Annotated in this window: 20 protein-coding genes; 5 read left to right on the top strand and 15 right to left on the bottom strand. The window is 70.5% G+C overall.

Going from position 1 to position 24,223, the window contains the following annotated elements; genetic code table 11:
- Positions 1 to 50: 50 nt before the first annotated feature.
- From ABH928_RS30820 to ABH928_RS30775, 10 genes are all read right to left on the bottom strand, one after another.
- Positions 51 to 1,454 carry an MFS transporter gene (locus ABH928_RS30820; RefSeq protein WP_370071944.1) on the bottom strand — a complete coding sequence of 468 codons (1,404 nt, stop codon included), beginning with the start codon at positions 1,452 to 1,454 and terminating at the stop codon, positions 51 to 53.
- 67 nt (positions 1,455 to 1,521) lie between these two features.
- Positions 1,522 to 2,697, bottom strand: coding sequence for a hypothetical protein (locus tag ABH928_RS30815; RefSeq protein WP_370071943.1), 1,176 nt, complete (start codon positions 2,695 to 2,697; stop codon positions 1,522 to 1,524).
- Positions 2,698 to 2,700: 3 nt separating this feature from the next.
- Entirely contained in the window at positions 2,701 to 4,272 is a 1,572-nt protein-coding gene (locus tag ABH928_RS30810; protein ID WP_370071942.1) for a class I adenylate-forming enzyme family protein, read from the bottom strand.
- Entirely contained in the window at positions 4,269 to 4,694 is a 426-nt protein-coding gene (locus tag ABH928_RS30805) for a Zn-ribbon domain-containing OB-fold protein (RefSeq protein WP_370071941.1), read from the bottom strand. The genes ABH928_RS30810 and ABH928_RS30805 overlap by 4 nt, the downstream gene beginning before the upstream one ends.
- On the bottom strand, positions 4,687 to 6,201 hold the full coding sequence (locus ABH928_RS30800) for a hypothetical protein (protein ID WP_370071940.1): 1,515 nt from the start codon (positions 6,199 to 6,201) through the stop codon (positions 4,687 to 4,689). Before ABH928_RS30800 ends, ABH928_RS30805 begins: the two co-directional genes overlap by 8 nt.
- A gap of 5 nt (positions 6,202 to 6,206) precedes the next feature.
- Complete coding sequence (locus tag ABH928_RS30795; RefSeq protein WP_370071939.1) at positions 6,207 to 7,640, bottom strand: hypothetical protein; 1,434 nt, start codon at positions 7,638 to 7,640, stop codon at positions 6,207 to 6,209.
- Positions 7,637 to 9,067 carry an acetyl-CoA carboxylase biotin carboxylase subunit gene (gene accC / locus ABH928_RS30790; RefSeq protein WP_370071938.1) on the bottom strand — a complete coding sequence of 477 codons (1,431 nt, stop codon included), beginning with the start codon at positions 9,065 to 9,067 and terminating at the stop codon, positions 7,637 to 7,639. Before accC ends, ABH928_RS30795 begins: the two co-directional genes overlap by 4 nt.
- Positions 9,064 to 9,594, bottom strand: a complete 531-nt coding sequence (locus ABH928_RS30785; RefSeq protein WP_370071937.1) for an acetyl-CoA carboxylase biotin carboxyl carrier protein subunit — start codon at positions 9,592 to 9,594, stop codon at positions 9,064 to 9,066. Before ABH928_RS30785 ends, accC begins: the two co-directional genes overlap by 4 nt.
- A 412-nt stretch (positions 9,595 to 10,006) precedes the next feature.
- Positions 10,007 to 10,948: a hypothetical protein gene (locus ABH928_RS30780; RefSeq protein WP_370071936.1), complete on the bottom strand. Its 942-nt coding sequence runs from the start codon at positions 10,946 to 10,948 to the stop codon at positions 10,007 to 10,009.
- Positions 10,945 to 12,144 (bottom strand): ATP-grasp domain-containing protein, encoded by a 1,200-nt coding sequence (locus ABH928_RS30775; protein WP_370071935.1) that lies wholly within the window; start codon positions 12,142 to 12,144, stop codon positions 10,945 to 10,947. The genes ABH928_RS30780 and ABH928_RS30775 overlap by 4 nt, the downstream gene beginning before the upstream one ends.
- A gap of 143 nt (positions 12,145 to 12,287) precedes the next feature.
- Here ABH928_RS30775 and ABH928_RS30770 point away from each other — a divergent pair, with 143 nt between their 5' ends.
- Positions 12,288 to 13,229 carry a LysR family transcriptional regulator gene (locus ABH928_RS30770; RefSeq protein WP_370071934.1) on the top strand — a complete coding sequence of 314 codons (942 nt, stop codon included), beginning with the start codon at positions 12,288 to 12,290 and terminating at the stop codon, positions 13,227 to 13,229.
- A gap of 128 nt (positions 13,230 to 13,357) precedes the next feature.
- Complete coding sequence (locus ABH928_RS30765) at positions 13,358 to 15,430, top strand: SpoIIE family protein phosphatase (protein ID WP_370071933.1); 2,073 nt, start codon at positions 13,358 to 13,360, stop codon at positions 15,428 to 15,430.
- Positions 15,431 to 15,550: 120 nt separating this feature from the next.
- Here ABH928_RS30765 and ABH928_RS30760 read toward each other — a convergent pair whose 3' ends face one another.
- Positions 15,551 to 16,822 carry an alpha-L-fucosidase gene (locus ABH928_RS30760; RefSeq protein WP_370071932.1) on the bottom strand — a complete coding sequence of 424 codons (1,272 nt, stop codon included), beginning with the start codon at positions 16,820 to 16,822 and terminating at the stop codon, positions 15,551 to 15,553.
- Positions 16,823 to 16,950: 128 nt separating this feature from the next.
- Here ABH928_RS30760 and ABH928_RS30755 point away from each other — a divergent pair, with 128 nt between their 5' ends.
- A complete protein-coding gene (locus tag ABH928_RS30755; protein WP_370071931.1) occupies positions 16,951 to 17,745 on the top strand; it encodes a helix-turn-helix domain-containing protein in 795 nt (264 codons plus the stop codon).
- Positions 17,746 to 17,818: 73 nt separating this feature from the next.
- Here ABH928_RS30755 and ABH928_RS30750 read toward each other — a convergent pair whose 3' ends face one another.
- Positions 17,819 to 18,214, bottom strand: coding sequence for a hypothetical protein (locus ABH928_RS30750; RefSeq protein WP_370071930.1), 396 nt, complete (start codon positions 18,212 to 18,214; stop codon positions 17,819 to 17,821).
- Between the two features lie 159 nt (positions 18,215 to 18,373).
- Here ABH928_RS30750 and ABH928_RS30745 point away from each other — a divergent pair, with 159 nt between their 5' ends.
- Complete coding sequence (locus ABH928_RS30745; RefSeq protein WP_370071929.1) at positions 18,374 to 19,462, top strand: hypothetical protein; 1,089 nt, start codon at positions 18,374 to 18,376, stop codon at positions 19,460 to 19,462.
- Positions 19,463 to 19,494: 32 nt separating this feature from the next.
- Positions 19,495 to 20,586 (top strand): hypothetical protein, encoded by a 1,092-nt coding sequence (locus ABH928_RS30740; protein WP_370071928.1) that lies wholly within the window; start codon positions 19,495 to 19,497, stop codon positions 20,584 to 20,586.
- 153 nt (positions 20,587 to 20,739) lie between these two features.
- Here ABH928_RS30740 and ABH928_RS30735 read toward each other — a convergent pair whose 3' ends face one another.
- From ABH928_RS30735 to ABH928_RS30725, 3 genes are all read right to left on the bottom strand, one after another.
- Entirely contained in the window at positions 20,740 to 22,422 is a 1,683-nt protein-coding gene (locus ABH928_RS30735) for a discoidin domain-containing protein (protein ID WP_370071927.1), read from the bottom strand.
- Positions 22,423 to 22,730: 308 nt separating this feature from the next.
- The gene (locus ABH928_RS30730) at positions 22,731 to 23,858 is read right to left on the bottom strand and encodes a hypothetical protein (protein ID WP_370071926.1); all 1,128 of its coding nucleotides are present in this window, start codon (positions 23,856 to 23,858) and stop codon (positions 22,731 to 22,733) included.
- A 98-nt stretch (positions 23,859 to 23,956) separates the two neighbouring features.
- Positions 23,957 to 24,223 (bottom strand): polysaccharide lyase beta-sandwich domain-containing protein (locus ABH928_RS30725; RefSeq protein WP_370071925.1); only part of this gene is annotated, 267 nt, incomplete at its 5' end.

The following is a 24,223-nucleotide window of genomic DNA, read 5'->3' as shown; positions in this document are numbered from 1 at the left end:
TGGAGTCCTCGCGCTCGGGCGGGAGGGGTATGACGTTGCGCGGCAGGTGTTCAGACGGCTCCCGCCTGGTCGATGCTCATGCCGGTGGTCTCGCGGGCGCGGAGCATGACAGGTCCCAGGCAGAGCAGAAAGACGGCGCCGACGATCCAGAACGGCGCGCCGTTCCCCCAGTGGGCCTGGACGTAGGGGACGGACCCGGCCACGACGACACCACCGAAGAGGCGGCCGATCGACTCCACCCATCCGGCTGCCGTTCCCCGTATGGAGGAGGGGAACTGCTCGGCCGTGAACAGCCGGGAGAAGGGCACCATGCCGGTGCTGAAGAACGCCGCGAGAAGCCCGAAGCAGACGCTCAGTGACGCGTTCGGTGACATCGCCAGCAGGCTGTAGCCGACGACGGAACCGAGGCTGAGGACCAGAAAGGTCTTCTTGCGCCCGATGCGGTCCGCCATGCGTCCCACCGTCAGCGCGCCGACCACCCCTGCGACGACGAGCGCGGCGGTGGCGAGCAGCGCTTGGTGGCTGGACAGTCCCATGCCCGCGTACAGCGTCGGCGCGTAGACGACCATCACGTAGCCGCTCGCGGTACCGCCGACGCAGATCAGCAGGGACAGCGCGAACCGACCCAGGAGTGGCCGGCGCAGCAGAGCCGTGGCCCGGTGGCCCGGTGCGGCGTGAGCCTCGTACTCGGTCTGCACGACATCGGTGATCCCGGGGTGCGCCAGGCCCTCCCCGTCCGCGAGTCCCGCCTCGCGTTCCATCCGCTCGACGAGAGCCTGAGCCTGTGCCGTCCGGCCGTTGAGCAGCTGCCAGCGGGGGCTCTCCGGCAGGTGGAGGTGGATGAAGGGGATCGCCACGGCGGGCAGGGCGCCGAGGAGGAACAGGATGCGCCAGGACCAGGTGAAGGACGTGTTGCCGATCACGGCGAGCGCGGCGAGCTCGGGGATGACGTAGCTCAGCGCGAGCACGGCGGAGGCGGTGGCGATCACCTTGGCGCGGGATCGTTTCCCCAACAACTCCGAGAGCAGCAGGTAGGGGATCGGGAAGACCGCGCCGAGTGCGAGGCCGCCCAAGGCACGCATCGCCATGATCCAGCCGGTGTCCGGGGAGACCGAGCAGGCTGCGGCGAAGAGCGAGAACGAGCTGATGCCGTAGAGCAGCACGGCCTTGCGTCCGTAGCGGTCCGCGAGACGGCCCGCGAGCGCCGCACCGACGAGAATGCCGAGGGTCGAGGCGATGCCCAGCTGGGCGGTGCTCTGCGAGGTCAGATGCCAGGGCCCTTTCACGATGAGCAGGACGGGGCCGATGATGCCGGCCTCGAACCCCTCCGCGACCCAGACGACGGTCAGCAGCACCGTGGTCAGCAGAGCTGTCCTCGTCACGGGGAGCCGGTCCAGGCGGGCGAGCAGGTCGGTGGTCGCCGCCGGGCCTGAAACGGCATGGGTTTCGCGCATGACGAACCTCCTGGGGGGTGAACAGGGTCGCCGGAGGTGAGGACCTCGCGGTGACCGAGACGAGACGTCAGCCGGCGTCGAGAACCATGACCATGTAGGCGGACATGACCATGCCGCCCGCCTGCACCAGACAGGTGCGGGCTCCGGGGACCTGACGTGCGCCGCATTCGCCGCGCAGCTGGCGGACCGCCTCGATCATCAACTGCATGCCGAACTGGCCGGAGTGGTTGAACGACAGCCCTCCGCCGGAGGTGTTCAGCGGGAACGCCCCGCCCGGGGCGATGCGCCCGCCGCCGACGAACGCGCCCGCGCCGCCGGGTTCGCAGAAGCCGAGTGCCTCCAGCGCGACGAGTACGTTGATGGTGAACGCGTCGTAGATCTGCACCAGGTCGAGGTCCTGGCGGTCGATCTGCGCCATGGTCAGCGCCTCGTCGGCGACCGTGCGCAGCGCGCCGTCGTCGAGCCAGTCGTCGGTGCCGAGCGGGGTCAGGTGGTGGCGGTAGGTGTCGCCGAAGCCGCGGATCGTCACGGGCCGGCGGGCCAGGTCGCGGGCACGTTCCGCGCTGGTGAGGATCATGGCACCGGCGCCGTCGTTGATCTGGCAGATGTCGAGCTTGCGCAGCGGGTCAGCGATCAGGGGCGAGGCGAGGTAGTCCTCCATGGTCAGCGGTGACTGCACCGCCGCGCTCGGGTTGAGCTGCGCCCAGCGGCGGGCGGCGAGGGCCACCTCGCCCAGGTGCTCGGGCGCGCCGCCGTAGCGGTGCTGGTAGAGCTGGGCCAGCATCGCGTAGTAGCCGACCGGGTTGAGCATCCCGTAGGGCAGGGCGAACTGGCCGATCGGTGACCGCGGGTCCTGGGCGTGTCCACCGCGGGCCCTGCTCCTGTCCAGGCGCTGGGTGCTGCCGTAGGTGACCAGGGCGACCTCGCAGAGCCCCGCCTCGATGGCGGCCATCGCGTGCACCAGGTGGGTGATGTTCGACTGGCCTCCGACGACGGTGTTGTCCGCGTAGCGCGGATGGATGCCGAGGTACTCGGCGACGAGCAGGGCGTTGGCGCGGTCGTCCCAGTGGGCGAAGACACCGTCGATGTCGGTCAGGCTGAGCCCGGCCTCGAGGACGGCGTCGCGGGCCGCGCGGCACTGCAGTGACAGCGCGGTGGCCCCGGCGGGGGCCTTGCCCAGTCCTGCCTCGCCGAGCCCGACGATGGCGTGGCGTCCGGAGAGCTTGGTCTTGTCCACTGCCATCCCTCAGACCGTCGCCGTGTCAGCGCCCGTGTCCGCGCTGGTGAGCCTGGCGCGGACGTCCTTCTTGAGGACCTTGCCGACCGCACTGCGCGGCAACGTCTGCCAGAACTCCACCTGCTTGGGGGTCTTGAGAGCGCCGAAGCGGGTCCGGCACAGCTGGACGATCTCCTCGGCCGTCGCCTGCGCTCCGGGCTTCAACTCGACCACGGCGGTCAGCCGCTCACCCCAGTCGGCGTCCGGCACCCCCACGACGGCACAGTCCTGTACCGCGGGGTGCGACCAGATCAACTGCTCGATCTCACTGGGGTAGATGTTGAACCCGCCCGAGATCACCATGTCCTTCTTGCGGTCGACGACGTAGAGGTAGCCGCTCTCGTCGAAGACCCCGATGTCACCGGTGTGGTGCCAGCCGAAGCGGTGGGCCTCGTCGTTCGCCTCGGGGTTGTTGAGGTATCCGGGAGAGACCAGCTCACCGCGGGCGACGATCTCACCGCGCTCGCCCGGCGCGACGATCGTGCCGTCGTCGTCCATGAGCACCACCTCGCAGGCACCGGTCGGCCGGCCGGCGGACTGCAGGTGCCTGACGGCCCGCGGATCGTCGCTGAGGTAGTGGTCCTTGCGGGAGAGGCAGGTGATCACTCCGGGCACTTCTGCCTGGCCGTAGAACTGGACGAAGACCTGACCCCAGAGCGCCAGTCCTTCCTTGAGCTTGTCGACCGACATGGGGGCCGCACCGTAGATCACGTACTCGAGCGAGGAGCAGTCGCGCGTGCGGGCGTCCGGGTGCGCCAGCAGCCGGTAGATCATCGTCGGCGGCAGGAAGACGTGCGTCACCCGCTCACGCTCGATCAGTTCCAGGATCACCGCCGGATCCGTCGACGGCGCCATCACGTTGCGCGTGCCGAAGGCCGACAGGCCCATCGCCGTGGCGCCGGCCGCATGCGTCAGCGGTGCCACCACCAGGTGCACCGGGTCCCGCTCGGGCGGGCAGAACTGGTTGGCGATCCGGTAGGCGGACAGCAGGCTGCGGTGGGTCTGCAGGATCGCCTTGGGGCGGCCGGTGGTGCCGCCGGAGGACTTGATCAGTGCGACGTCGTCGAGGCCTCGACGCGTCTCGCACCTCTGCCCGGCGTGGTCCCGTTGCCAGGCCTCGATGCTCGGCCCGGTCGTGTTCTGCCCGGTCGCGCCCTGCTCGTTCAGTGCGATGCACGTCTTGAGGGTGGGGACCTCGGCCTGGATGCGGTCGAGGTCCGGCAGGTACTGCTCGTGGTAGACCAGCGCCGACAACTCGGTGAAGCGCATGAACCAGATCAGGTCCTCGATCTGGTCGCGGGCGTTGAGCGGCACGTAGCTCGCGCCCGAGCGCAGCACCCCGAGCATCGCCACGAAAGCGCTGGGGTGGTTCGGCGAGAGGATGCCGACGCTGCCGCTGCCCAGACCTTCCTGGGTCAGGCCGTGCGCGATGGCGTGTGAGGCGACCACGACGTCGTGATAGCTGAGCTGCACTGCGTCGGACTGCAGGAAGGTGCGGTCAGGGAACCGGGAGGCTCCGGCGTCGAAGTAGTCGGTGATCATCGGTCTTCCAGGTGGGCCAGGGTGAATTGGGGAAGGACGCAGGTGCTGCTGATCCGTTCGAAGCGGACCTCGACGCGGGCCCCGATGCGCATCTGCTCGATCGGGCAGTCCACGAGGTCGGTCAGCATGCGCACCCCCTCGTCGAGGTCGATGACGGCCACGGCGTAGGGGACCTTGTCCGCCATCGAGGGGTGGGCCGGGATCCGGCAGACCGTATAGGTGTAGACGCGGCCGAGCCCCGCCGACTCGACCCACTCCAGGCGGTCCGAGAGGCAGGCCGTGCAGAAGGCGCGCGGGTAGAACTGATGACGCGCGCAGCTCTCGCAGCGCTGGATCACCAGGCGACCCTCGGCGGCCGCCTCCCAGTAGGGCCCGCTCTCGGCCGTCGGGGTCGGCTCGGGACGTGCGATGGGGTCAGTCATGGTCGCCGGCCCGTCCGTTGGCGCGGAACTCGACGCCGGGCGCGACCAGCCGGACCCTGCGCTTGCTCGGCATGCGGGCGAGACCCGCCACCAGTTCCACGATCGACTGCTGCACGCTGAAGGTGTCCTCGACCGGGACGAGTCCGTCGATCTTCTCGTCGCCGTACATGTAGCGCAGCAGCAACTGGTCGTCCGACTGGTTCCGGTAGCGGCTGCGCAGCGCCGGCAGGACCGGGTCCAGCGTCGGCGGGGTCTCGGCGACGTCCCGCGAGCCGTTGCCCAGCACACGGTCCTTGATGTCGGCGTCGATGGGCAGCGGCAGGTCGCCGTAGTATCCGCAGACGTACTTCTTCACCTCGTCCGGCACCACGGAGTAGCGCTCACCGTGCAGGACGTTCATCACGGCCTGGGCGGCGACGATGGCGGGGAAGGGGGTGGCCATCACCGGTGAGCCCAGCTCCTCGCGCACCCGGCCGATCTCCTCGATCACCGCCGGCAACCGGTCGGCGATGCCCGCCTGCTTCAGCTGCGCCTCGAGGTTCGTCATGGCACCGCCGGCGTACTGCGTCTGGTACAGCGAGGGGTCGAACTCGGCGGGGACTCCTACGGGATAGCCCAGGTCGGCGGCGAGCTTGCCGAGATAGTCGCCGACGTCGTCGAGCAGCCGGTCCTCGACGTTGACGTCGAACCCGAGGGCGCGCAGGTCGCGGGCGATCGACTGGGCGGACGGCAGCGAATTGCCGTTGGCCAGCGGGTCCACCGCCGTCATGATCTGGTCCGCGCCGTACACCGCGGCCTCGAGGGCGACCTGCGGGCCCGTCGCGGTCAGGCAGTGAGTGATCAGCTCCAGCCGCTTGTCACCGATCGCCGCTCGCAGCGCGGGCACCAGCGTCCGGGTTCGTTCGACGGTCAGGCTGCCGCCGGCGTCCCCCAGACAGACGGTGTCCACGTCGAAGCGGTCGATGACCTCACGGGCCTGGCGGACGTAGAAGTCGTCGTCGTAACCCGGCGCGAGGTTGAACACGAGTCCGACCAGCACCTTCGCCCCGAGCCGCTTCGCGACGCGGATGCCGGGGGCCACGTTGTCCCAGCAGTGCAGGGAGTCGAGCACTCCGAATTCACGGATGCCGTTGGCGGCCATCCGCTCGACGAAGAGTTCGTTGACGTCGTCCGGCTGCGGGAAGAAGCTCCGCATCAGGTTGCTGCGGATGGCACCGCGCAGGGGTGTCGAGGTGATCCGCTCCCGGAGCAGCCGCACCCGCTCGAAGGGGTCCTCGTTGAGGAAGAGGACGCCGGCGTCGAAGCCCACCAGTGCGAGGGCGTCGATGCTGTGGAATCCGGAGTCGTCGAGCTGTTTCGCGATGGGCAGCATGTGCTCGGTGCGCATCCGGGTCGCCCACAGGCACTGGTGGGCGTCCCGGAAGGTGCTGTCGACCAGGTCGATCGTCCGGCGCCGGCCGGTCCGGGCCGTCTCGGCTGCGACAAGAGAACGCAGATGACTGAGCATGACTTTCACGCTTCCTGTTGCAGGTGGACGCGGACGCCGGGTCCTTGCAGGCTCAGCACGGCGAAGCGGCCGGCACGCGTGACCAGGCCACGAACCAGGGATTCGTAGGGAGTGAGCGTCTCGTAGCCGAACGAGCCCGCCCCTGTTCTCGGCGTCCTCGGCGGCAGCGCGGAGGTCTCGACCCCGGCGATCCAGGCGAGCAGCGCCTCGGGTCCGTCGACGTCGGTGACCGCAGGCTCGGCGGCAGGCAGGACGCCGACCCGCCTGCGCAGATCCGCGCGCAGCTCGCCGTCCACGGTTCCGTACGCTCCCTGCAGCAACCGGCGTAGCACCGGCCGCAGGCTCTCGTACCGCGCGTCGCCGTCGAAGTGACTGATCGCCTGCTCGGCGATCGCGCGGGCGAACGGGGCCACCATCGGAGGTGACCCCATCTCTCGGCGCACGGCGGCGCACTCGGCGGCGAACTCGTGCAGCTCGGCCCAGCGCCCGCGGTCGCGCAGCGCCGCCAGGAAATCGACCGCGACCTCACCGGGCAACTCATGGGCGTAGGCGGCCAGGTCGAAGGCCCACGACGCCGCCTGGGGGAAACCCTCCTGGTCGGCGATCGCTGCCAGGATCGCGTCGGCCTCCAAGAGACTGCCGTGATCGGGCAGTTCCTGCATGGTGACCTGTTGCCGCAGACCGCGCAGCAGCGAAGGCAGCGACGGCAGCGAGGCGCCGTTGGCCAAGCACGGCAGGGCAGTGTCGAAGCCACTGACGCCGAGGCCGGCTGCTTCCAACGCCACGGCGGTTCCGAGCGCGGTATGACAGCGGGTGTGGAGATCGAGCGGCGTGGTTCCGAGCGCCTGGACCAGGGCCGGGACCAGCGTGCGCAGCCGATCCGGCGTCAGCACGCCGCTCTCGTCACGGAGCATCACCCGTGCCGCACCGCTTGCGGCGAGGGAGGCGGCCAGCTGCGCGTACGCCTCGTCGGGGCGGTCGTTGTCGGCCTGGTAGGGCAGGGCGGCGATCGCGACCAGACCTGCTGCCGAGGCCGACTTGAGCGCCGCATGCAGGCGGTCCGCGTCGAGCAGCGGATCGAGCAGGACGACCTGCTGCAGGCCCGCTCCCGCGAGCGTGGCCAACCAGCGGTCGATCACCTCGGGACCGAGGACGTCGGCGCCGGGTCGGCCGTGCCCGGTAAGCAGGTTGACGGTGGCGCGGAGCGGCACGGCTCCGAAGTGCCGCCGCGCGAGTTCCAAGCGGTGCAGCGGGTTCTCGCCGCGGGCGAGGCAGGCGTCCAGGACGGCGGGGCTGAGGATCTCGATCGCGGCGAGTCCCGAGACCGACAACCTGGCGGCCGGCGCGAGCATCATCGAGGTGTCCAGTGCCCCGCCCCACACGGCCGTCTGGCCGTCGGTCAGGCTGGTGTCGGTGAATGCGAGCTTGTACGTGGTCATGCCGGCGCTCCCGCCTCGGTGAGGGACTGACGGGTGTCCGAGCCCTGGCTGCGTGCGGGGAGGAACACGTCCTCGACCCAACGCGTCGTCACCGCCCCGTCGCAGAAGTCGGGGTGGGCCAGCACCGCTCGGTGGAACGGGGCCGTGGTCGTCGGGCCGTCGACCTTCAGCTCGGCCAGCAGGGTGCGCATCTTCTCGATCGCCTCGGCGCGCGTGGGGGCGTGCACGATGGCCTTGGCCAGCAGCGAGTCGTAGTAGGGGGAGACGGTGTATCCCGAGTAGCAGTGGGTGTCGACCCGGACGCCCTCGCCGCGCGGCGCGGACCAGTCGTTGACCAGGCCCGGGCTGGGGGCGAAGCCGCGCTCGGCGTCCTCGGCGTTGATCCGGCACTCGATGGAGTGGCCCTGCAGGACGATCTCGTCCTGGGTGAAGGAGAGCGGCAGGCCGCAGGCGACGCGAATCTGCTCGGCCACCAGGTCCCTTCCGCTGATCATCTCGGTCACCGGGTGCTCGACCTGGATGCGCGTGTTCATCTCCAGGAAGTAGAACTTCCCGTCACGGTCGTCGACGACGAACTCGACCGTGCCCGCGCCGACGTAGTCGACGTTCTTCGCCAGTCGGACCGCAGCCTCCCCCATGGCCTCACGGGCCTTCGACCCGAGCGCGGGCGAGGGCGCCTCCTCGATCAGCTTCTGGTGGCGCCGCTGCGTCGAGCACTCGCGCTCGCCCAGGTGCACCACGTTCCCGAACTGGTCGCCCATCACCTGGATCTCGATATGACGTGCCCGTTCGATGAACTTCTCGACGTAGAGCGTCGGGTCTCCGAAGGCGGACTGCGCCTCCGTGGACGCGGCCCGGAACGCCTGCGGGAACTCCTCGGCCGACCGGACGACGCGCATGCCGCGGCCGCCACCGCCGGCACTCGCCTTCACCAGGACCGGGAAACCGATCTCCACGGCGATCGGCAGGCCTTCCTCCGGGTCGGCGACGGCGCCCGAGCCGGGTACGCACGGAACCTTCGCCTTGGCGGCCAGGCCCACCGCGGTGATCTTGTCCCCCATGCTCTCGATGGCTTCGGGGGTCGGACCGATGAAGATCAGACCGGCCTCGCCGCAGGCGCGGGCGAACGCCGCGCGCTCGGACAGGAAGCCGTAGCCCGGGTGGACCGCGTCGCACCGGCTGTGCTTCGCGGCGTCGATCAGCACGTCGACGCGCAGGTAGCTCTGCGTCGGCTGGGGCGGCCCGATGACCACGGACTCGTCGGCCATGCGCGCCGCCAGGCTGTCGACGTCCGCCTCCGACACTCCGACGACGGTCTCGATGCCGAGCGACCGGCAGGCTCGGATGATGCGGACGGCGATCTCGCCGCGGTTGGCGACGAACAGCCTGCGGATGTCGTGGCGGACGACGGGGGCGTCGAGGATCATGCCGCGTCCTCCGCCTCGTCCGGCACGATGATCATCAGGATCTGGTCCTTGTCCACCGCTTGGGCGTGCTCGACGAGGATGCTGTGGACCCGACCGGTCACCGGTGCGGCAACCGAGTTGAACATCTTCATGACCTCGACCAGGCACATGGTGGTGCCTTCCGTGATCGACTCGCCGGCCTCCACGAAGGGCGGTTGGTCGGGTGCGGGTGTGCGGTAGAACGTCCCGGGCATGGGCGCCCGGATCGCGGTCATGCCGGCCGGGATCTCGACTCCCTGCGCGCCCACAGTCGCCGCGGGCCGCGCCGACGCCGCGACGGGACCCGTCGGTTCGGCGGGACCGGTGGGGGCGGCCGAGGAACCGGCCGCCTGCACCGGCGGCGCGATGGTCAGTGCCTCCAGCGGGGCCGCACCGGGCTTGCGGGCCTGCAGGACGAACTCTCCGATGCGGATCTCGAGCGATTCCAAGTGCTCTGCGCTGTCGAGAAGCTGGAGGATGCGCCGGACATCTGCGTGCTGCAGTGTCATGTTCCACTCCTTGTCATGTCCCACTCCTTGCGTTGCGCTTCCGCGACGGCGCGTTCGGTCAGGCCCGCATGGTGCGCGCAGGCGCCGCTGAGCAGCCCCGGCAGGAATCGGTGGACCTGCCGCACCCATGCGCACGGCAACAGGCGGATTTCGCGGGGATCTGATGTTCGGGGTTCCGAAGCGCTCTGCGGTCCGGAACGGGTTCGCTACAGGAAGGACCCGGGCACACAGGTCGCGGCGCAGCGCCTCGCAGTCGTCACGTTCCAAGTGCCGCTGCTGGTACGCGGCTTCACTTCCGCGCTCCACCAGGATCGGTTCCCAGCGGGCGGTGGGTCAGGCACACCCCAGGTCGACGCCACCTGCGCCTAACTGTGGGGTAACTGGCGCCGAGCAGATCGGGGAGCGTGTGCGGTCATCGGGAGGTTCTCCTGTCCGTGAGCGACGCCGACGCGCGAAGCGCTCCGGCCGGCAGAACTTCCTGCAGGTAGGCGCGGACTTCGTGGGTCGAGCGGGCGACCCGGACGCCGGCGTCGCGCAGCGCTGCGATCTTCTCCTGGACGGTCGCCCCGCCGGCATAGCGCGGGGCGTGCCCGAACGGCAGGGCATCCGGCAGGGAGTCGCCGGCGCGTCCTGCCACCATCGCGACCACGGGCACGTCGATCCGTCCGTCGGCCACGGCGGCCGCAAGGTCGAGCTCCTGCCGGCTGGCGGGTTCACCGAAGACCAGCACGGCCCGGGTCAGCGGGTCCTGGGCCACCAGCTCGACGCCTTCGGTGAGGGGCGTGCCGACCATCGGCACGCCGCCGATCGACACCTGCACGCTGGTGCCCCAGCCCCAGGTCCGCACGAACATCCCCAGCTCGGAGGCCATGCCACCGCTGCGCGAGACGATACCGACCGGACCGGGGGCGAATCGCTCCCATGGCTCATCGCCACCCGGGCAGCCGATCCGACCCACGCCCGGCACCACGATCCCCTGGGAGTTCGGCCCGATGACCCGGCAGTTGCCCCTACGGGCCACCTCCAGGACCCGCAGCCAGTGATGCTGCGGAATCTTCTCGGAGGCGACCACGACCAGTTCGAGCCCGGCCTGCGCCGCCTCCACGACCTCATCCGCTGCGGTCTGCGGCGGCGCGTAGCTCATCGCCACCCGTGCGCCGGTCGCCGCGACGGCCTGCGCGACCGTGTCGAAGACCGGCACGCCGTGTACCTCGGACCCTCCTCGGCCGGGGGTGACGCCGGCCGCCACGCGAACACCCGAGTCGAGCATCCAGCGGGTCTCCAGCCGGCCCTGCATGCCGGTGATGCCCTGCACGAGCAGCCCCGGACCGGATTCCAGAAGTCCTCGGATCATCGGGCGGACCCCTCCCATGCCCGGGGCGCTCGGCCCATTGCTGAGATCAGTAGGTCGCAGGCGTCTTCGAGCGACGCCTCGCGGTCGAGTACGAGTGCTCCCGGCAGGCGCGCCTTCAACATCCCCCGCGCCTCGGCCTCGTACGGCCCGGCCAACCGGACCACCGTCGGCACATGCCCCGCGTCGAATCCGGCCGCCTCGGCGGCCTCGATGAACTCCTGGGCCAGCTCGCGAGCGTCGACCAGGTTCAGCACGGCCGCGCCGAACAGCGCCCCGCGGATTCCGGGGACGGACAGGGCGGAACGGAACAGCGCCTGCACCTTGGCACTCCCGGCACCCGGCGAGGCGTCGAGGTAGCAGGCCGGGAGAACGCCGTTGTCGTACAGGTAGTCCAATCCGACCAGACCCGCTCCTCCCCCGCTGACCAGATAGGCCACGTCCCCGTCGAGCTCGAAGAACGTCACGCCGGGACGGTGGGGCTCGGCGGCGTCCGCCTCCCGGACAGCGATCTCGCGCGGCGTGGGCGCCCGGTGCGGGGTGGTGCCGGGCTCGACCAGAACCGCCGGCCGCAATGCCCTGGCGGCCGCCCGGCCGTGCGGATCGAACTCGACGGCCGCGCCGACGGCGACCAGCCGCCGCGCGTCCCACCGAAAGGGGTTGACCTCGACGAGAACCGCTTCGGCAGCGCAGAAGGCGGCCCAGAGGATCCGCAGCGCGTGAGCGAGTGCCCTGCGCAGGCGCCGGTCCTTCACGTCGGCCTGGTTGAGCAGGGTGACGACCTCGCGGTCGTGCAGTCCCTCCGACAGGCGGACCCTGACCGCAGCCGCCTGACGCGCGTCGAATCCGACGCCACCGGTGACGCTCGCCCGCACGACGGCGCCGTACGAGACCTCGTCGAGAGCGACGGAGAGGTAACACTCGGCCCCCTCGACGTACTCGGCCACGAGAGCGGGCGCCCCACTGCGGAGAGTCGCGGCGACCGCAGCCGCCAGCTCGTCCCGGGACCGGCAGACGTGCACGAGACCGGCCAGTCCCTTGCCGCTGCCGGCGATGTCGGGCTTCACCACCCAAGGCGGCCCGAACGCGGACGCGTGCGGCGCCAGTTCCCGCTCATCTGTCACGACGACCAGTTCGGGCGTCGCGACGCCAAGCCGGCGCAGCCATGGCATCGTCGCGCTCTCGGTGGCACGGGGCATCTGGACTCCCTTCACGGTCGAGTGTCTTGGCGTTCACGCGGTGGACCGCTCGTGTCAGTCTGGAGCGGACCTCCGATTCACGGAAGTGGCCAGTGGTGACCACGGTGATTGCCATCATCGATCGCCCGGCTTATCGTCGGCGCATGAGATCGGAGCAGATGCGCTATCTGGAGGCGGCGATCCGCCTCGGTTCCCTGCGGAAGGCGGCCACGGAGGTGGGCATCGGGCAACCGACGCTCAGCCAGCAGATCCGACGCCTTGAGGAGGACCTCAACGTCAACCTGTTGATCCGCCGCGCCAACGGGGTTCTCCCCAGCGCCGAGGCCCGGATTCTGCTCCCGCACATACGGCAGGTCATCCAGGCCGACCGCGCCCTCCGGGAGGAGGCCGAGCTGATCAACGGACTGCGCAGCGGCTACGTCCGCCTGGGCGCGGTCACCACGGCGGGCCAGATCCTGCTGCCGGAAGTGGTCCCGCTCTACCGGAACTCGTTCCCCAACGTGCGCTTCTCCGTGTGGGAAGCCAGCTCCGCAGCCGTGCGCGAAAAGGTGACGAACGGCGAGCTCGACCTCGGACTGGTCGCGGGGCCCAGCGATCCCGACACCGACGCCGGCCTCGTCTCCACCGATCTGATCTCCGACGAGATCGTGCTGTGCGTACCCCGCGGCCACCCCTTGGCGGACAAGCCGACCGTGAGCGTCGCGGACCTGGAAGGCCAGTCCTGGGTGCTCCCCGCGCGAGGCTACTCCGCGCGGCAGCTGGCGGACTCCCTGTGCGCGGCCAGCGACCAGAACGTCGTCTACGAGACGACCAACCCGCACTCGACCCTGCTCATGGTCGCCGCACGCGTGGGCATCTCCCTGCTGTCCCGATCCGCTCTCCTCAGCCACCGCTCCGACGAGATCGTCACGCCGCCTACCGACTGGGACCCGCTGCGGCTGACCGTGTCCATGATCGCGCGCGCGGACATGCAACCGGGACCGGCGGTGCGAAAGCTCATCGAGGTACTGCGCAGGGTCAGTGCGGAGCGGTCGCAGGCCGCCCTTCGTCACACGACCGCGCCACCGGCCCGAACGCCGCACTGAATCCGCCGGCCGGACGCCTCCACCACACGTGACTCGCGACAACCACCGTGGCGCTATAGACCTGAAGAGCAAGGCTCCCAGCCGACCAACGGCGGAGAACCCGTGCCGCCAGGTCTGGAGGTGATCCCATGGCCGGGAGTGACCCGACCGCCTCCAGGAGTGATCTGGAGGCAGCACTGATCGACGTCCTCTTCACTCAGTCGCCCGTGGGACTGCATCTGCTGGACAGCGATCTGCACGTCGTACGCTTCAACACCGCCACGGCCCTGGCCCGGTCCGTGCCGCCCGAGGACATCCTCGGGCGCGCGTTCACCGAGACATACGGGCTCGTCGAACCCGACGAGATCGAAGCCCTCGTACGCGGGGTCCTCGCGAACGGCGTCCCGGCGATCGATCGCATCGTGCGGCTCCGTCCACAAGCCGCCCCTGAGCGCGAGCACCGATTCGCAGTCTCGGTCTTTCGCCTTCAGAACGACCAGGGGACGGTGCTCGGCCTGGCCGCGGCCGTGGTCGACGTCACCGAGCGCGAACGGGCGCGGGAACGCCTGAACCTGCTCGCCTCGGCGCGCGACAGCGTCGGCCGCACCCTCGACGTAGGGGTTACCTGCCAAGAACTCGCGGACACCGTGGTGCCGGACTTCGCGGACACCGCCGTGGTGGAGGTCGTGGACTCGGCAGTGCGCGGCGACGAACCGCCTCTCGCCCCGCTTTCGGCCGACACCCCACTGCGCCGCGCCGCATTCCGCAGCTGCGTCCCGGACGCACCGCAGGCGCACCCGGTCGGGCATACCCGCGACGTCCCCGGGCCCACGCCCTACACCGAGGCCCTGAGCGATCTGCGTCCCCGCGTGGTGCGTCTGGGCGACGACCTGCCGTGGCTGGCCGCCGACCCGATCCGGGCCCGGGCCATCCACGCCTCCGGTGCCCACACGCTGCTGATCACACCGATGACGCTGCGCGGTGCCGTGCTCGGACTGATCAGCCTCTACCGCGTCGGGCACGCGGACCCGTATGACGAGGACGACATCGGACTCGCGCTCGACCTGGCCAACCACACCGCCCTGTGCATCGACAACGCCCGCCGCTACACGCGGGAACACACCATCGCCACGGCGCTCGAGCCGCGCCTGCTGCCCGACCGTGCCCTCCCCCGGACTGCCCTGGAGGCCGCCGGCATGCCGCTCCCTTCCGAGGGCACCGTGGGGTGGTACGACACGATCGCCCTGCCCGGCGCCCGGACCGCCCTGGTCGTCGGCGAGATCGCGGGACAGGGTATCCACGTCACCGCAGCCGCAGGGCAACTGCGCACCGTTGTCCGCACCCTGGCCGCCTTCGACCTGGCACCCGACGAGCTCCTCGCCCGTCTGGACGACACCGCGACCCTCCTGGCCGCCGAACGCGCAGCGCTCCCGCCGGGCGACCCCCTGCATCACGAAGCTCTCGCAGCCACCTGCGCGTACACCATCTACGACCCCCTCTCCCTCACCTGCGCGGCCGCCAGCGCCGGCCACCCGGCCTTTGCCGTCACCCTCCCCGACGGGACCACCTGGGCCCCTGATATCCCGCCCGGTCCGCACCTGGGCGCCGTCGACAGGACACCGTTCGCCGCGAACACCTTCGAGATTCCCGAAGACAGCGTGCTGGTCATCGCGAGCCCCTCGACCGTGGGCGCGCCGCCCGTCGATCCCCGACTCCTCCAGAGCCCGCTGGCAGGCGCGGCCCAGCCCGTGGAAGAGCTCCGCGACGACATCGTGTCCACGCAGCTCGCCGCCGACAGCGGTCCGCGGTCCGCCGCAGTGCTTCTCGCCCGCACACGCGGCTTTCCTGCGGAGTGCGTCGCCTCCTGGCAGTTCGACGCCGACCTCACCGCCGCCGCAACCGCCCGACACCACGTTCGCGCCCAACTCGCCGTCTGGAACGTGGATGAGGAGACGGCGTTCAACACCGAACTGATCGTCAGCGAACTCGTCACGAACGCAGTCCGCCACGGCAACCCCCCGATGGAACTGCGCCTGATCCACGACCGCACCCTCACCTGCGAGGTGCGCGACGCCAGCCCTGCCGCACCCCACCTTCGCCACGCCGGCACGGTCGACGAAGGCGGTCGTGGGCTCTTCATCGTCGCCCAGCTCGCTCAGGTCTGGGGTACTCGCTACGCGGCCGACGGCAAGACCATCTGGACCGAGCAGGCGCTCACATGAAGTTCTCAACGATGACGAGGACGAGGAGGGTACGGGGCCGTGAACGCCTTCGACGCCGTCGAGTCCGATGTCGCTGGCGGGGAGGGGCGGAGGCCTCAACTGGCCGATCGGCACGGCCGTTCAGGCGCGTCCGGCGCCCCGGTACAGGTCGAGTTCGCCCGCGAGCTCGACCGCCAGGACGGTGGCGTGCTCGTCGACGTCCGCGGGCACGGGCGCGTCGATCCAGGTGACGCCGGGGACCTCGCCGAGTCCGCCCGTGACCCGGTGGCCGAGTTCGGCGCCCGTGCCAAGGACGCTCACCCGCTTGACGGCGGTGCGCAGGCCCTTGACGGCGATGTGGTCGCGCGGAGCGTCGTAGCAGATCAGGTACAGCGTCCGCCCGTCGGCGGACAGCGTGCTGGGACCGTAGTGGTGGCCCGGCGGCAGGCCTGCGCCGGTGCCGTGCACGGCGGTGTCGTGCCGGGCGATCCAAGCCCCCAGTCCCTCCAGCCGCTGGATCTGCTCGTCCGGGATGGTCCCGTCCTCCTTGGGTCCCACGTCCAGCAGCAGGTTGCCGCCCAGCGCGATGGTCTCCGTGAAGTAGCGGACCAGCTGGCGCACGCTCTTGTGCCGGTGGTCGGCGTGCTGGTAACCCCAGGAGTCATTGATCGTCAGGCAGAGCTCCCACGGACCGTCGGGGACCTGGATCGGGAGCCCCTGCTCGGGAGTGGCGTAGTCGCCGCGCGAGAGCATGCGCGCGTTGAGAACCGTGTCCGGGTTCTCGGCGAGGATCAGGTCGGCGAGCGCGTCGATGCCCCACTGCTGCTCGCTGCGCTCCCACTCGCCGTCGAACCAGAGCAGGTCGGGCCGGTAACGCTGCATCAGCTCGGCGACCTGGCCGTCGCGGTAGGCCAGGTAGCGCCGCCACGCGGCCGGGTCCTCACGGCCGTCGGCCGGTGCGACAAGCGGGTTGGTACGAAGGTCCTGGTTGGACGTCTCGGCGTGGACCACACTCGCGTAGTCGGGATGGTTCCAGTCGGAGTGGGAGTAGTACAGGCCCACCTTGAGTCCCTCGCCACGCAGGGCGTCGACGTAGCCGCGCAGCAGGTCGCGGCCCGCCGGGGTGCGCTTGGCGACATCGAGGTCGCCGTGCGCGGTGTCCCACAGCGCCACGCCGTCATGGTGACGCGCGGTCAGAACGGCGTAGCGGGCGCCGGCTCGGGCGAACAGGGCGGCCCAGGCGTCGGGGTCGTAGCGCGATGCGGTGAAGCCGTCCAGCTGGGCCAGGTACTTCTCCCGGCTGAGCTGGCCGCTGTACATGGCCCAGGACTCCGGGACGCCGTCGACGGCGTAGATCCCGTAGTGGATGAAGATGCCGAGCTTGGCATCGGTGAACCAGGGCTGCATGGGCATGAAGGAACTCCTCGATCGGGAGCCGGGTCGGAGAGGCCCCGGTCCTGCTGGTCGATGATGCTCACGCTAGGAGCAGGGAGTACCTGTTGGCGTGGGTCAGGTTCACCAAGTACTGGTATTTTCCCACCATGACCGAAAGCCCAGGGACAGTCCTGCTCCGGCTCGACACTCCCCCACGCGTGGCGCAGGTCGGCGTCGGCGTGCATGGCACCACGGTCGACCGCGAGGTGTTCCGGCTGCCCGACCTGTGGCAGTTGCACCTGTACCGCTACAGCGCCGAGTTGGTCGTCGACGGGATCGTGCACCTCGTCCGCCCCGGCTGCGTGAGCCTCGTCCCACCGGGAGCCGTCGTCGAGTTCCGCTACCGAGGGCGCTCAGAGCACCTCTACGCGCACTTCGAGCTCGCAGGCCCAGGGGCGCCTGTTCGCCTGCCCGTGGTCCAGGACGCCGCCGCTGACGCGCCAGGCCTGTCCGACACCCTGCTGCGAGCCGTTGCCGCCCACCCGCACACTCCGGCTCGCACGACGGCGGAGGTCTGGGCCGCGCTCTGGTCGGTCGCCGATCTGGCGGCTCCGCGCACCGACGGCCCGCACCCGGCCGTCGCCACCGCGCTGGCGCACATGGAGGCGCACCTCGCCCTCCCGCTCACCGTTCCCGAGATCGCGCGCGCCGCCGGGGTGTCGCACAACCACCTCACCCGGCTCTTCCGCAGCGAACGCGGCGACACCGTGGTCGGCTACCTGCGCCGACGCAGACTTGAGGTCGCACGCCACCTGCTGCGCAACTCCACTCTGCCGATCACAGCGGTCGCCGCGCACGTGGGCATCCCTGACCTCCAGGCCTTCAACAAGGCCTGCCGCCGCGAACTCGGCGCCCCGCCACGGGCGGTACGAGGCGAAGCCACCTCCCGGCCGCTTCCGTGAGCCGTCGGAGGCGGTCGACGAGCTCCGGCGGGGCCCCGGGGAACGAGGCACGGATCCGTTCGCGCCGCCGTGCTCAGGCGGGAGCGTCCCGGACACCGGCCCGGGAGGCAGCCCAACCGGCGGTCAGGCGCGCGGCCTGAGCGCGTAGGGCCCTCAACAGCCGCTCGGTGGTGGCGTTCGCGGTGCCGCCGAGGAGCGCCAGGGCGATCTGTCGGGACAGGCTCTGGTCGTGCGAGCTGGCGATGGGGCGGACCGCCAGGTCGCTGCGCTGTTCCCTGACGCCGAGCCGGCGGACGCCGTGGGCGCCATGGCCGCGGGAAACGCTCCTCTCCCCCGCCCTCACCCGGCGGCTGATCCAGGAGTTCTGCAGCCGACCCGCGCCCGGCACCCCGACCGGGGGTGGAGCGGGGCGGCTGAGCGAGCGCGATCTCGGCGTCGTCCGGCTCGTGGCGAAAGGACTGTCCGACACCAAGATCGCAGCCAGGGTCGAGGTCGGCACCGACGAGGGCGCGGAACCTCCTGTGTGACCAACCAGTGGTGACCCAACTCCACTGTGTGACCGTCCAGTTGTCCGCGTGCATGGGCGTTGCTTGAATCGAGCGGCCGTCGAGCCCGAAGGGGGATCCCCATGTCCGAGACGTCCCGACGTCGCCTCACCGCCACAACCGCGCTGGTCGCCGGCGCTCTACTCACACTCGCGGTTCCCGGTTCCGCGTACGCCAACTCTGTGAGCGTCACCGTCAAGACCCCCGGCGCCACCGCCGGGCCCACCGCTATCGATTCCTCGGTCTCCACCGACGCCGCCTGCGCGAGCGGCCTCGTCTCCGGCGGCGGGATCGACCAGGCCATCGGCACCGGCACCGGCACCGGCACCGGCGTGAACGGCAACCACGTGCTGGGCAGCGAGCCCAGCGCCGACGGCACGACCGAGTACACCGGCACGGCCGGCGTCGTCGGCACCGACGTGGCGTACTGGATCGCCAAGGGCGGCAGCGGAGGCCAGATCAACTCCTCCTTCTCCACCACGCCGTACGCGATGTGCCTGACCAGCACCCTGATCAACCACACCCAGGTGGTGATGAACAAGGTCAACGCGCCCACCACCGCGTCGACGGTGGGTCTGGTGACCGCGACCTGCCCGGTGAACACCGTGCTGCTCGGCGGTGGCGCGCTTGTGTCGCCCGCCAACACCGGCAACTTCAAGGTGATCGGCAGCTTCCCGACCTACAACAACAGCGCCCACGACTTCGGCAAGAAGGCCGCGGCCGACGGGGAAACCAACCCTGACTCGTGGAGCGCCGTCGGCTGGGACAACAGCAGCAACGCCGCCAACGAGACCTACGCGTACGCAATCTGCAGCGGGAGTGGCATCAACGTCAGCGGCGTCACCGTGAAGGTGCGCAACACCGAGGCGAGCGGCCCGAACACCGCGAGCACCGGCCAGAACGCGACGGCCACCTGCGGCGGCACGGACGGCAACCTGGTGAGCGGGGGTGCGGCCATCAGCGGTGGCAGCCCGACCACCGCCGACTTCACCGGGCCGGGCTCGTCCGGCGACCACCTGAACGGCGCCTTCCCCAGCGACTCCAGCGGCAACCCGGTGGCCGACGGGACCACCACGGCCGCGTCCTGGACCGCCTTCGCGCACACCGGCGGGATGGCGTCGACCAGCAACCACACCGACGCCTGGGCGCTGTGCGCCAACGACGGCGTCTGATCCATCCGCTGACGGCAGAGAGACCAACGCACATGAAGAACCGATCCCTGCGCTCCTCCCTCCTGGGCAAGGCGCTCGTCCCCGGCAGCGCCCTGGTCCTGGCCTTGTCCGGGGTCGCCGAGGCGCACACCGCGAGCGTCACTGTCGCCAGTCCGGGCCCGACGATCGGCCCCGGAACGCCGTTCACCGGCGTCTCCGCCCACGCCGACTGCCCGCAAGGGCTGGTCACCGGTGGCGGGGCCGACCAGGAGACGGGCGACAACCGGGCCGGCAACGGCAACCACATCATGGGTGTCTCCCCGAGCTCCGACGGCGCAACCGAGTACCTCGACACGGCCGGTGTCGTCGGCGCCGACGCCACCCACTGGCTCGCCTTCGGCGGCAGCGGCAGCAACTCCAGCCCCGCCTTCTCCACCACCCCGTACGCGATGTGCCTGACCAGCAACGGGATCCGGCACACGCTCGTGGTGATGAACAAGGCCGCCGGACCCAGCGTCGGGCAGACCGCGCAGCTCGTCGTCGCGACCTGCCCGGCCGGGACGCGGCTGCTCGGCGGCGGCGCGCGGGCGACCCCGGCGAGCGTCGGCAGCCTCAAGCCGATCGCGAGCTACCCCACCTTCGCCGACGCCGCCCACGACTTCGGCCAGAAGGCCGCGGCCGACGGCGAGACGAACCCCGACTCCTGGGCCGCCGTCGGCGGCATCGGCGGCGGGCGGAACGACGACAACACGACCTACGCCTACACGATCTGCACCGGCTTCGGCGTCGACGCCAAGCACGACACCACCACGGTCCACTTCCGCGAGACGGCGGGCCCGACCGTCGCCAGCACCAGCCAGAAGGTGACGACGGGCTGCACCGACGCCGACGGGGTGCTGGTCAGCGGCGGCGCGGCGGCCAGCGGCGGGTCGGTGACATCGACCGACTTCACCAAGGCCGGGTCGGGGGGCACGCACCTGATCGGCAGCTTCCCGAGCGACGCCGACGGCGTCGCGCTGGGCGACGGGACCGGCGATGCCGCGAGCTGGACCGCCGACATCCACGCCGGCGGCTCGCCCTCGCCGAACACCTTCTCCGACGCCTGGGCGCTCTGCCTCAACGTCCGCGACGGCCAGGGCCGTTAGCCCGGAGGGTGCCGGACCCGACGGCGGGCGTCACACGATGTGGCGTCCGCCGTCGACGGTGAGGACGTCGCCGGTGGTGCAGGCGGCGTCGACCAGCCCCGGGGCCACCGTGTGACGTTCACGCCCCGCCGTCACCCCTTCAGAGGTGGCGGTTCAGGTGGCGTAGACGGAGAAGCCGGAGGCCTGCCCCGCTGGCCAGCCGGTGTTGGCGGTGAAGAAGAGCCGCAGGTAGCGCGCCGTGGCTCCGCCCGGGTAGGTGATGGTCGCGGTGTTACCCGTGGCCGGGTCGAACAGGTAGCCCGCCGAGGTGACGACCGTGCTGAAGTTGGTCCCGTCCGTGCTGCCGAGCACGGTGACGGTCTGGGTGCGGGCGCCCCACGCGGTCGACGGAGGCAGGGTCAGCACGATCCTGCGCGTGGTCACCGCAGTGCCCAGATCGACCTGGAGCCACTGCGGGAACGCGTTGTCCACGCTCTCCCAGTAGGTCGTGGGGTCGCCGTCGACCGCGTTGGCGGCGACGTAGTTCTGGGTGTGACCGCTGTCGACGACAGACTGATGCAGCGCCAGGTCCGGATCGGGGGTCCCTCCGCCGGAGCCGGTCACCGGTTGCGTGGGACGGGTGGCGGTGAGCGCGATCTGGCCCTTGAGCATGGAGCCGCCGTCGGCGGTCAGCCGCAGGTAGTAGTCGGAGGAGCAGGCGGTGCCGTCCTCGTCCAGGGCCAGCAGACCCGATCCGGTGGGCACCCGGCTCTGGTTCTCGGCGGTCTCGGCGATCTGGTTGCCCTCGCCGAACTCGTCGAACATCGAGATGTAGACGCTCTGCACCCCGGCCCGGGTCATGTTGTAGAACTGCCGCCACATGAAGTCGCCGTGGGCCCGCTGGCGGGCCGAGAGGTCGCCCGGCAGCACGCAGGGCTGGTAGTCGATGCCGTTGGCGGCGCAGTCGGCCAGGTCCGGCACGGTGGCGTTGGTGTAGAAGTTGTCGGAGTCCGCGGCGGTACCGATCCGGCCGACCATCCACGGCGAGAGCATGTCGAAGGCGTGGTAGACGTCCAGATAGCCCGGCCGGGAGTCGCTGGTGCCCAGCCGCCACCAGGTCGGCACGCCGCCCATGACGTAGCAGCCCTGGGACTTGAACCAGCTGATGACGTCGCTGCAGGCGGCCGGATCCCAGGGGTGATTGGCGTCGTTGAAGCCGAACCCCCAGATGCCGACGACCGGTTGGCCGTTCTGACGGGCGTAGGCGGAGGACGCGGTGTGCGTGGACATGGTGTTCGTCCAGTCCGTCTTGATCTCGGACTGCATGTTCGTCCAGCCGCTCACGTCGTACATCACGTAGAACTTGACGCCGTGCGACTCGGCCGAGCTGCGGACGCGGGCGGTGATGGCGTTGCGGGTCGGCCCCTCGCTGCCGTTGGGGTCGAAGCGCTGCAACGCGGCGGTGTCACAGCCGTTCTGCTGCATCCACTGGAAGTGGGTGTCGATGGTCTGCTGGTCGTAGGAGGAGAAGAGGGTCGCCGGTGTGCCGTCGCCGAGGTTGGCGTAGCCGGTCTGGTAGGTGGCGGTGAAGGCACGCGAGTCGGGCCAGGCCTTGATGACGTTGTTGCTCGGCGAGGGCGCCTGGGACCAGTCCTGGCTCCAGTGCCACCAGGCGTCGATCGGCGCGCCGTCGCCGGGACAGGCGAACCAACCCTGGTAGCCGACGGTCACCTTGCCGACGACGTCACCGACGGGGCTCGCGGCCCGCGCCGTACCAGGCAGCGTGATCCCGCCGAGGGCGACGCCGGCGGCACCCGCGGAGAGGGTGGACAGGAAGGTGCGACGAGAGACTGCCATGGACCATCCCGGGGACAGGGCGGCCGATCCGGACGGGGTGGATCCCGGCCGCGTTCTGTGCGGGAGCGTATTGACGCGACGACATCAAAGCAAGACTTCGAACCACTTGCGCAAGAAATGACGTACAGCACGCAAAACTTGAGTTGGAGTCACCGCGACCGCACCACTCGGGTGCGTCCGACGCAGCGTGCCTGACGCGCGGCGTCGGCACCGGGAAGCGGTGCCGGGTGTCGGGCAGTCGTCGGAACTGGAGCGAGCGCCGCGGTTCGGCGAGGGCCCGCGGTGGGCCCTCGCCGAGGCGGCGCGCGCTACGGGATGATGACGGCCAGGCGCTGCACACCCGTTCCGTAGTTGATGTACAGCAGGGCGGTGGTTGCGGTTGCTGTGGAGGGGACGACCACGTCCAGGTTGTCCGGTCCCCACGCGGCATCCGACGCGAGGGCGGGGATGTCCCAGTACTCGAAGTTGCCGACGGTGATGCCCTGGGTGGCGGTGGTGTCGGCCAGTTCAGTCGCGGTGCTGGTCGAGGTCGCGTTGTTGGTGACCGTGAAGGGCAGCGTTGTGGTCGCCCCGCGGGTGACCTCGCAGGTGTTGGGCGGGGTGGCGCTGACGCTGAGCGGCCCGTGGCTGGCAGTGCCGGTCAGACCGCCCATCTCCGCGGAGAACGCGCCCAGCCAGCTGCACGCGCTCGCGTCAGTGGGTGTGTTGCCCCAGAGGACGGCGCCCTGGGTGTCGGCCTGCAACTGCTGGAACTCCACGTCCCAGTCCACGCCGCTGAGCCAGCTGGTGCTGCTGCCGTTGTCCCACTGGCCCTCGACGTAGGGGTAGATGGGCAGGCTGGAGTTGATCGCGTGGTCGTTGGTGACCGCGGCGCTCAGCTCGGAGGACCAGTCCGAGGTGGTGGCCCAGCGGTTGTACATGGAGGGGGCGAAGAAGTTGAGGTAGCCGCTGGCGTACAACTCGGCCGTGTAGGAGCTGTAGGCGCTGGACCAGTCGTAGGAGTACTCGCCGATCGGGGCGGACGGTTCGGCGTCGTGCGCCCAGGTGATCAGCTCCTTGAAGAGGGTGACTTCCTGGGCGGCCTGGGCGTCCGAGCCGGCGCTGACAGGGAGGATGTTCTCGAAGTCCAGGGTGATCGGCCCGGTCGAGCCGGACTTGTCGAGGCTGACGTATTCCTGCACCTTGGCCTCGAACGTGCTCTGCGAGGGCACGTTGCTGCAGCCGGTGGTGGAGCAGGACAGGCTCCAGTCGTCGTAGACGGTCGCGGCGTCGGTCACGCCGAACTGCTCCAGGTCGGCGTTGGGGGCGTTCTCGTTGGTGGAGTTGTACACAGTGAACGACGCCGCGTGGGCGGGGGTGGCCGCCGGCGCGAGGACCAGGGCCAACATCAGGACGATGAGCGTCGGAACGAACCGGTGGGTGAGGTGCACGCGCATAGTGACTCCCGTGTCACAGTAGGGGTGGCAGTGCTGGTCGTGACTCCTTTCGTTGCATGGCGCCCCGGGGCGGTGCTCGGAGCGCAGGGGCTGGCAGGTCAGCGGAGGTGGACGGTGACCGCCTGGGTGGTTCCGGTGAGGCCGGTCAGGTCGCCGAAGGTGAGTTGGAGGGTGCGGCCGGTGGTCGCGGCTGCTAGCGAGGCGGGCTGGGCGGTGACGGTGCGGACCGGGCGGTTCCAGGTGACGGTCAGTGCGGTGGCCTGCCGGGTGGGGTCGGAGACGCAGAGGGTGGCGGTGCCGTCGCGGTGCTCGCGGATCAGGACACTCGCCGGGGCGCTGGCGGTGAGCTCGCCGACGGTGCCTGC

Origin of the sequence: Streptacidiphilus sp. MAP5-3 (assembly GCF_041262505.1) — a bacterium.
Classification (GTDB): Bacteria; Actinomycetota; Actinomycetes; order Streptomycetales; family Streptomycetaceae; genus Streptacidiphilus.
The sequence above is the reverse complement of the archived record's forward strand: the minus strand, read 5'-3'. Positions and strand labels throughout refer to the sequence as shown.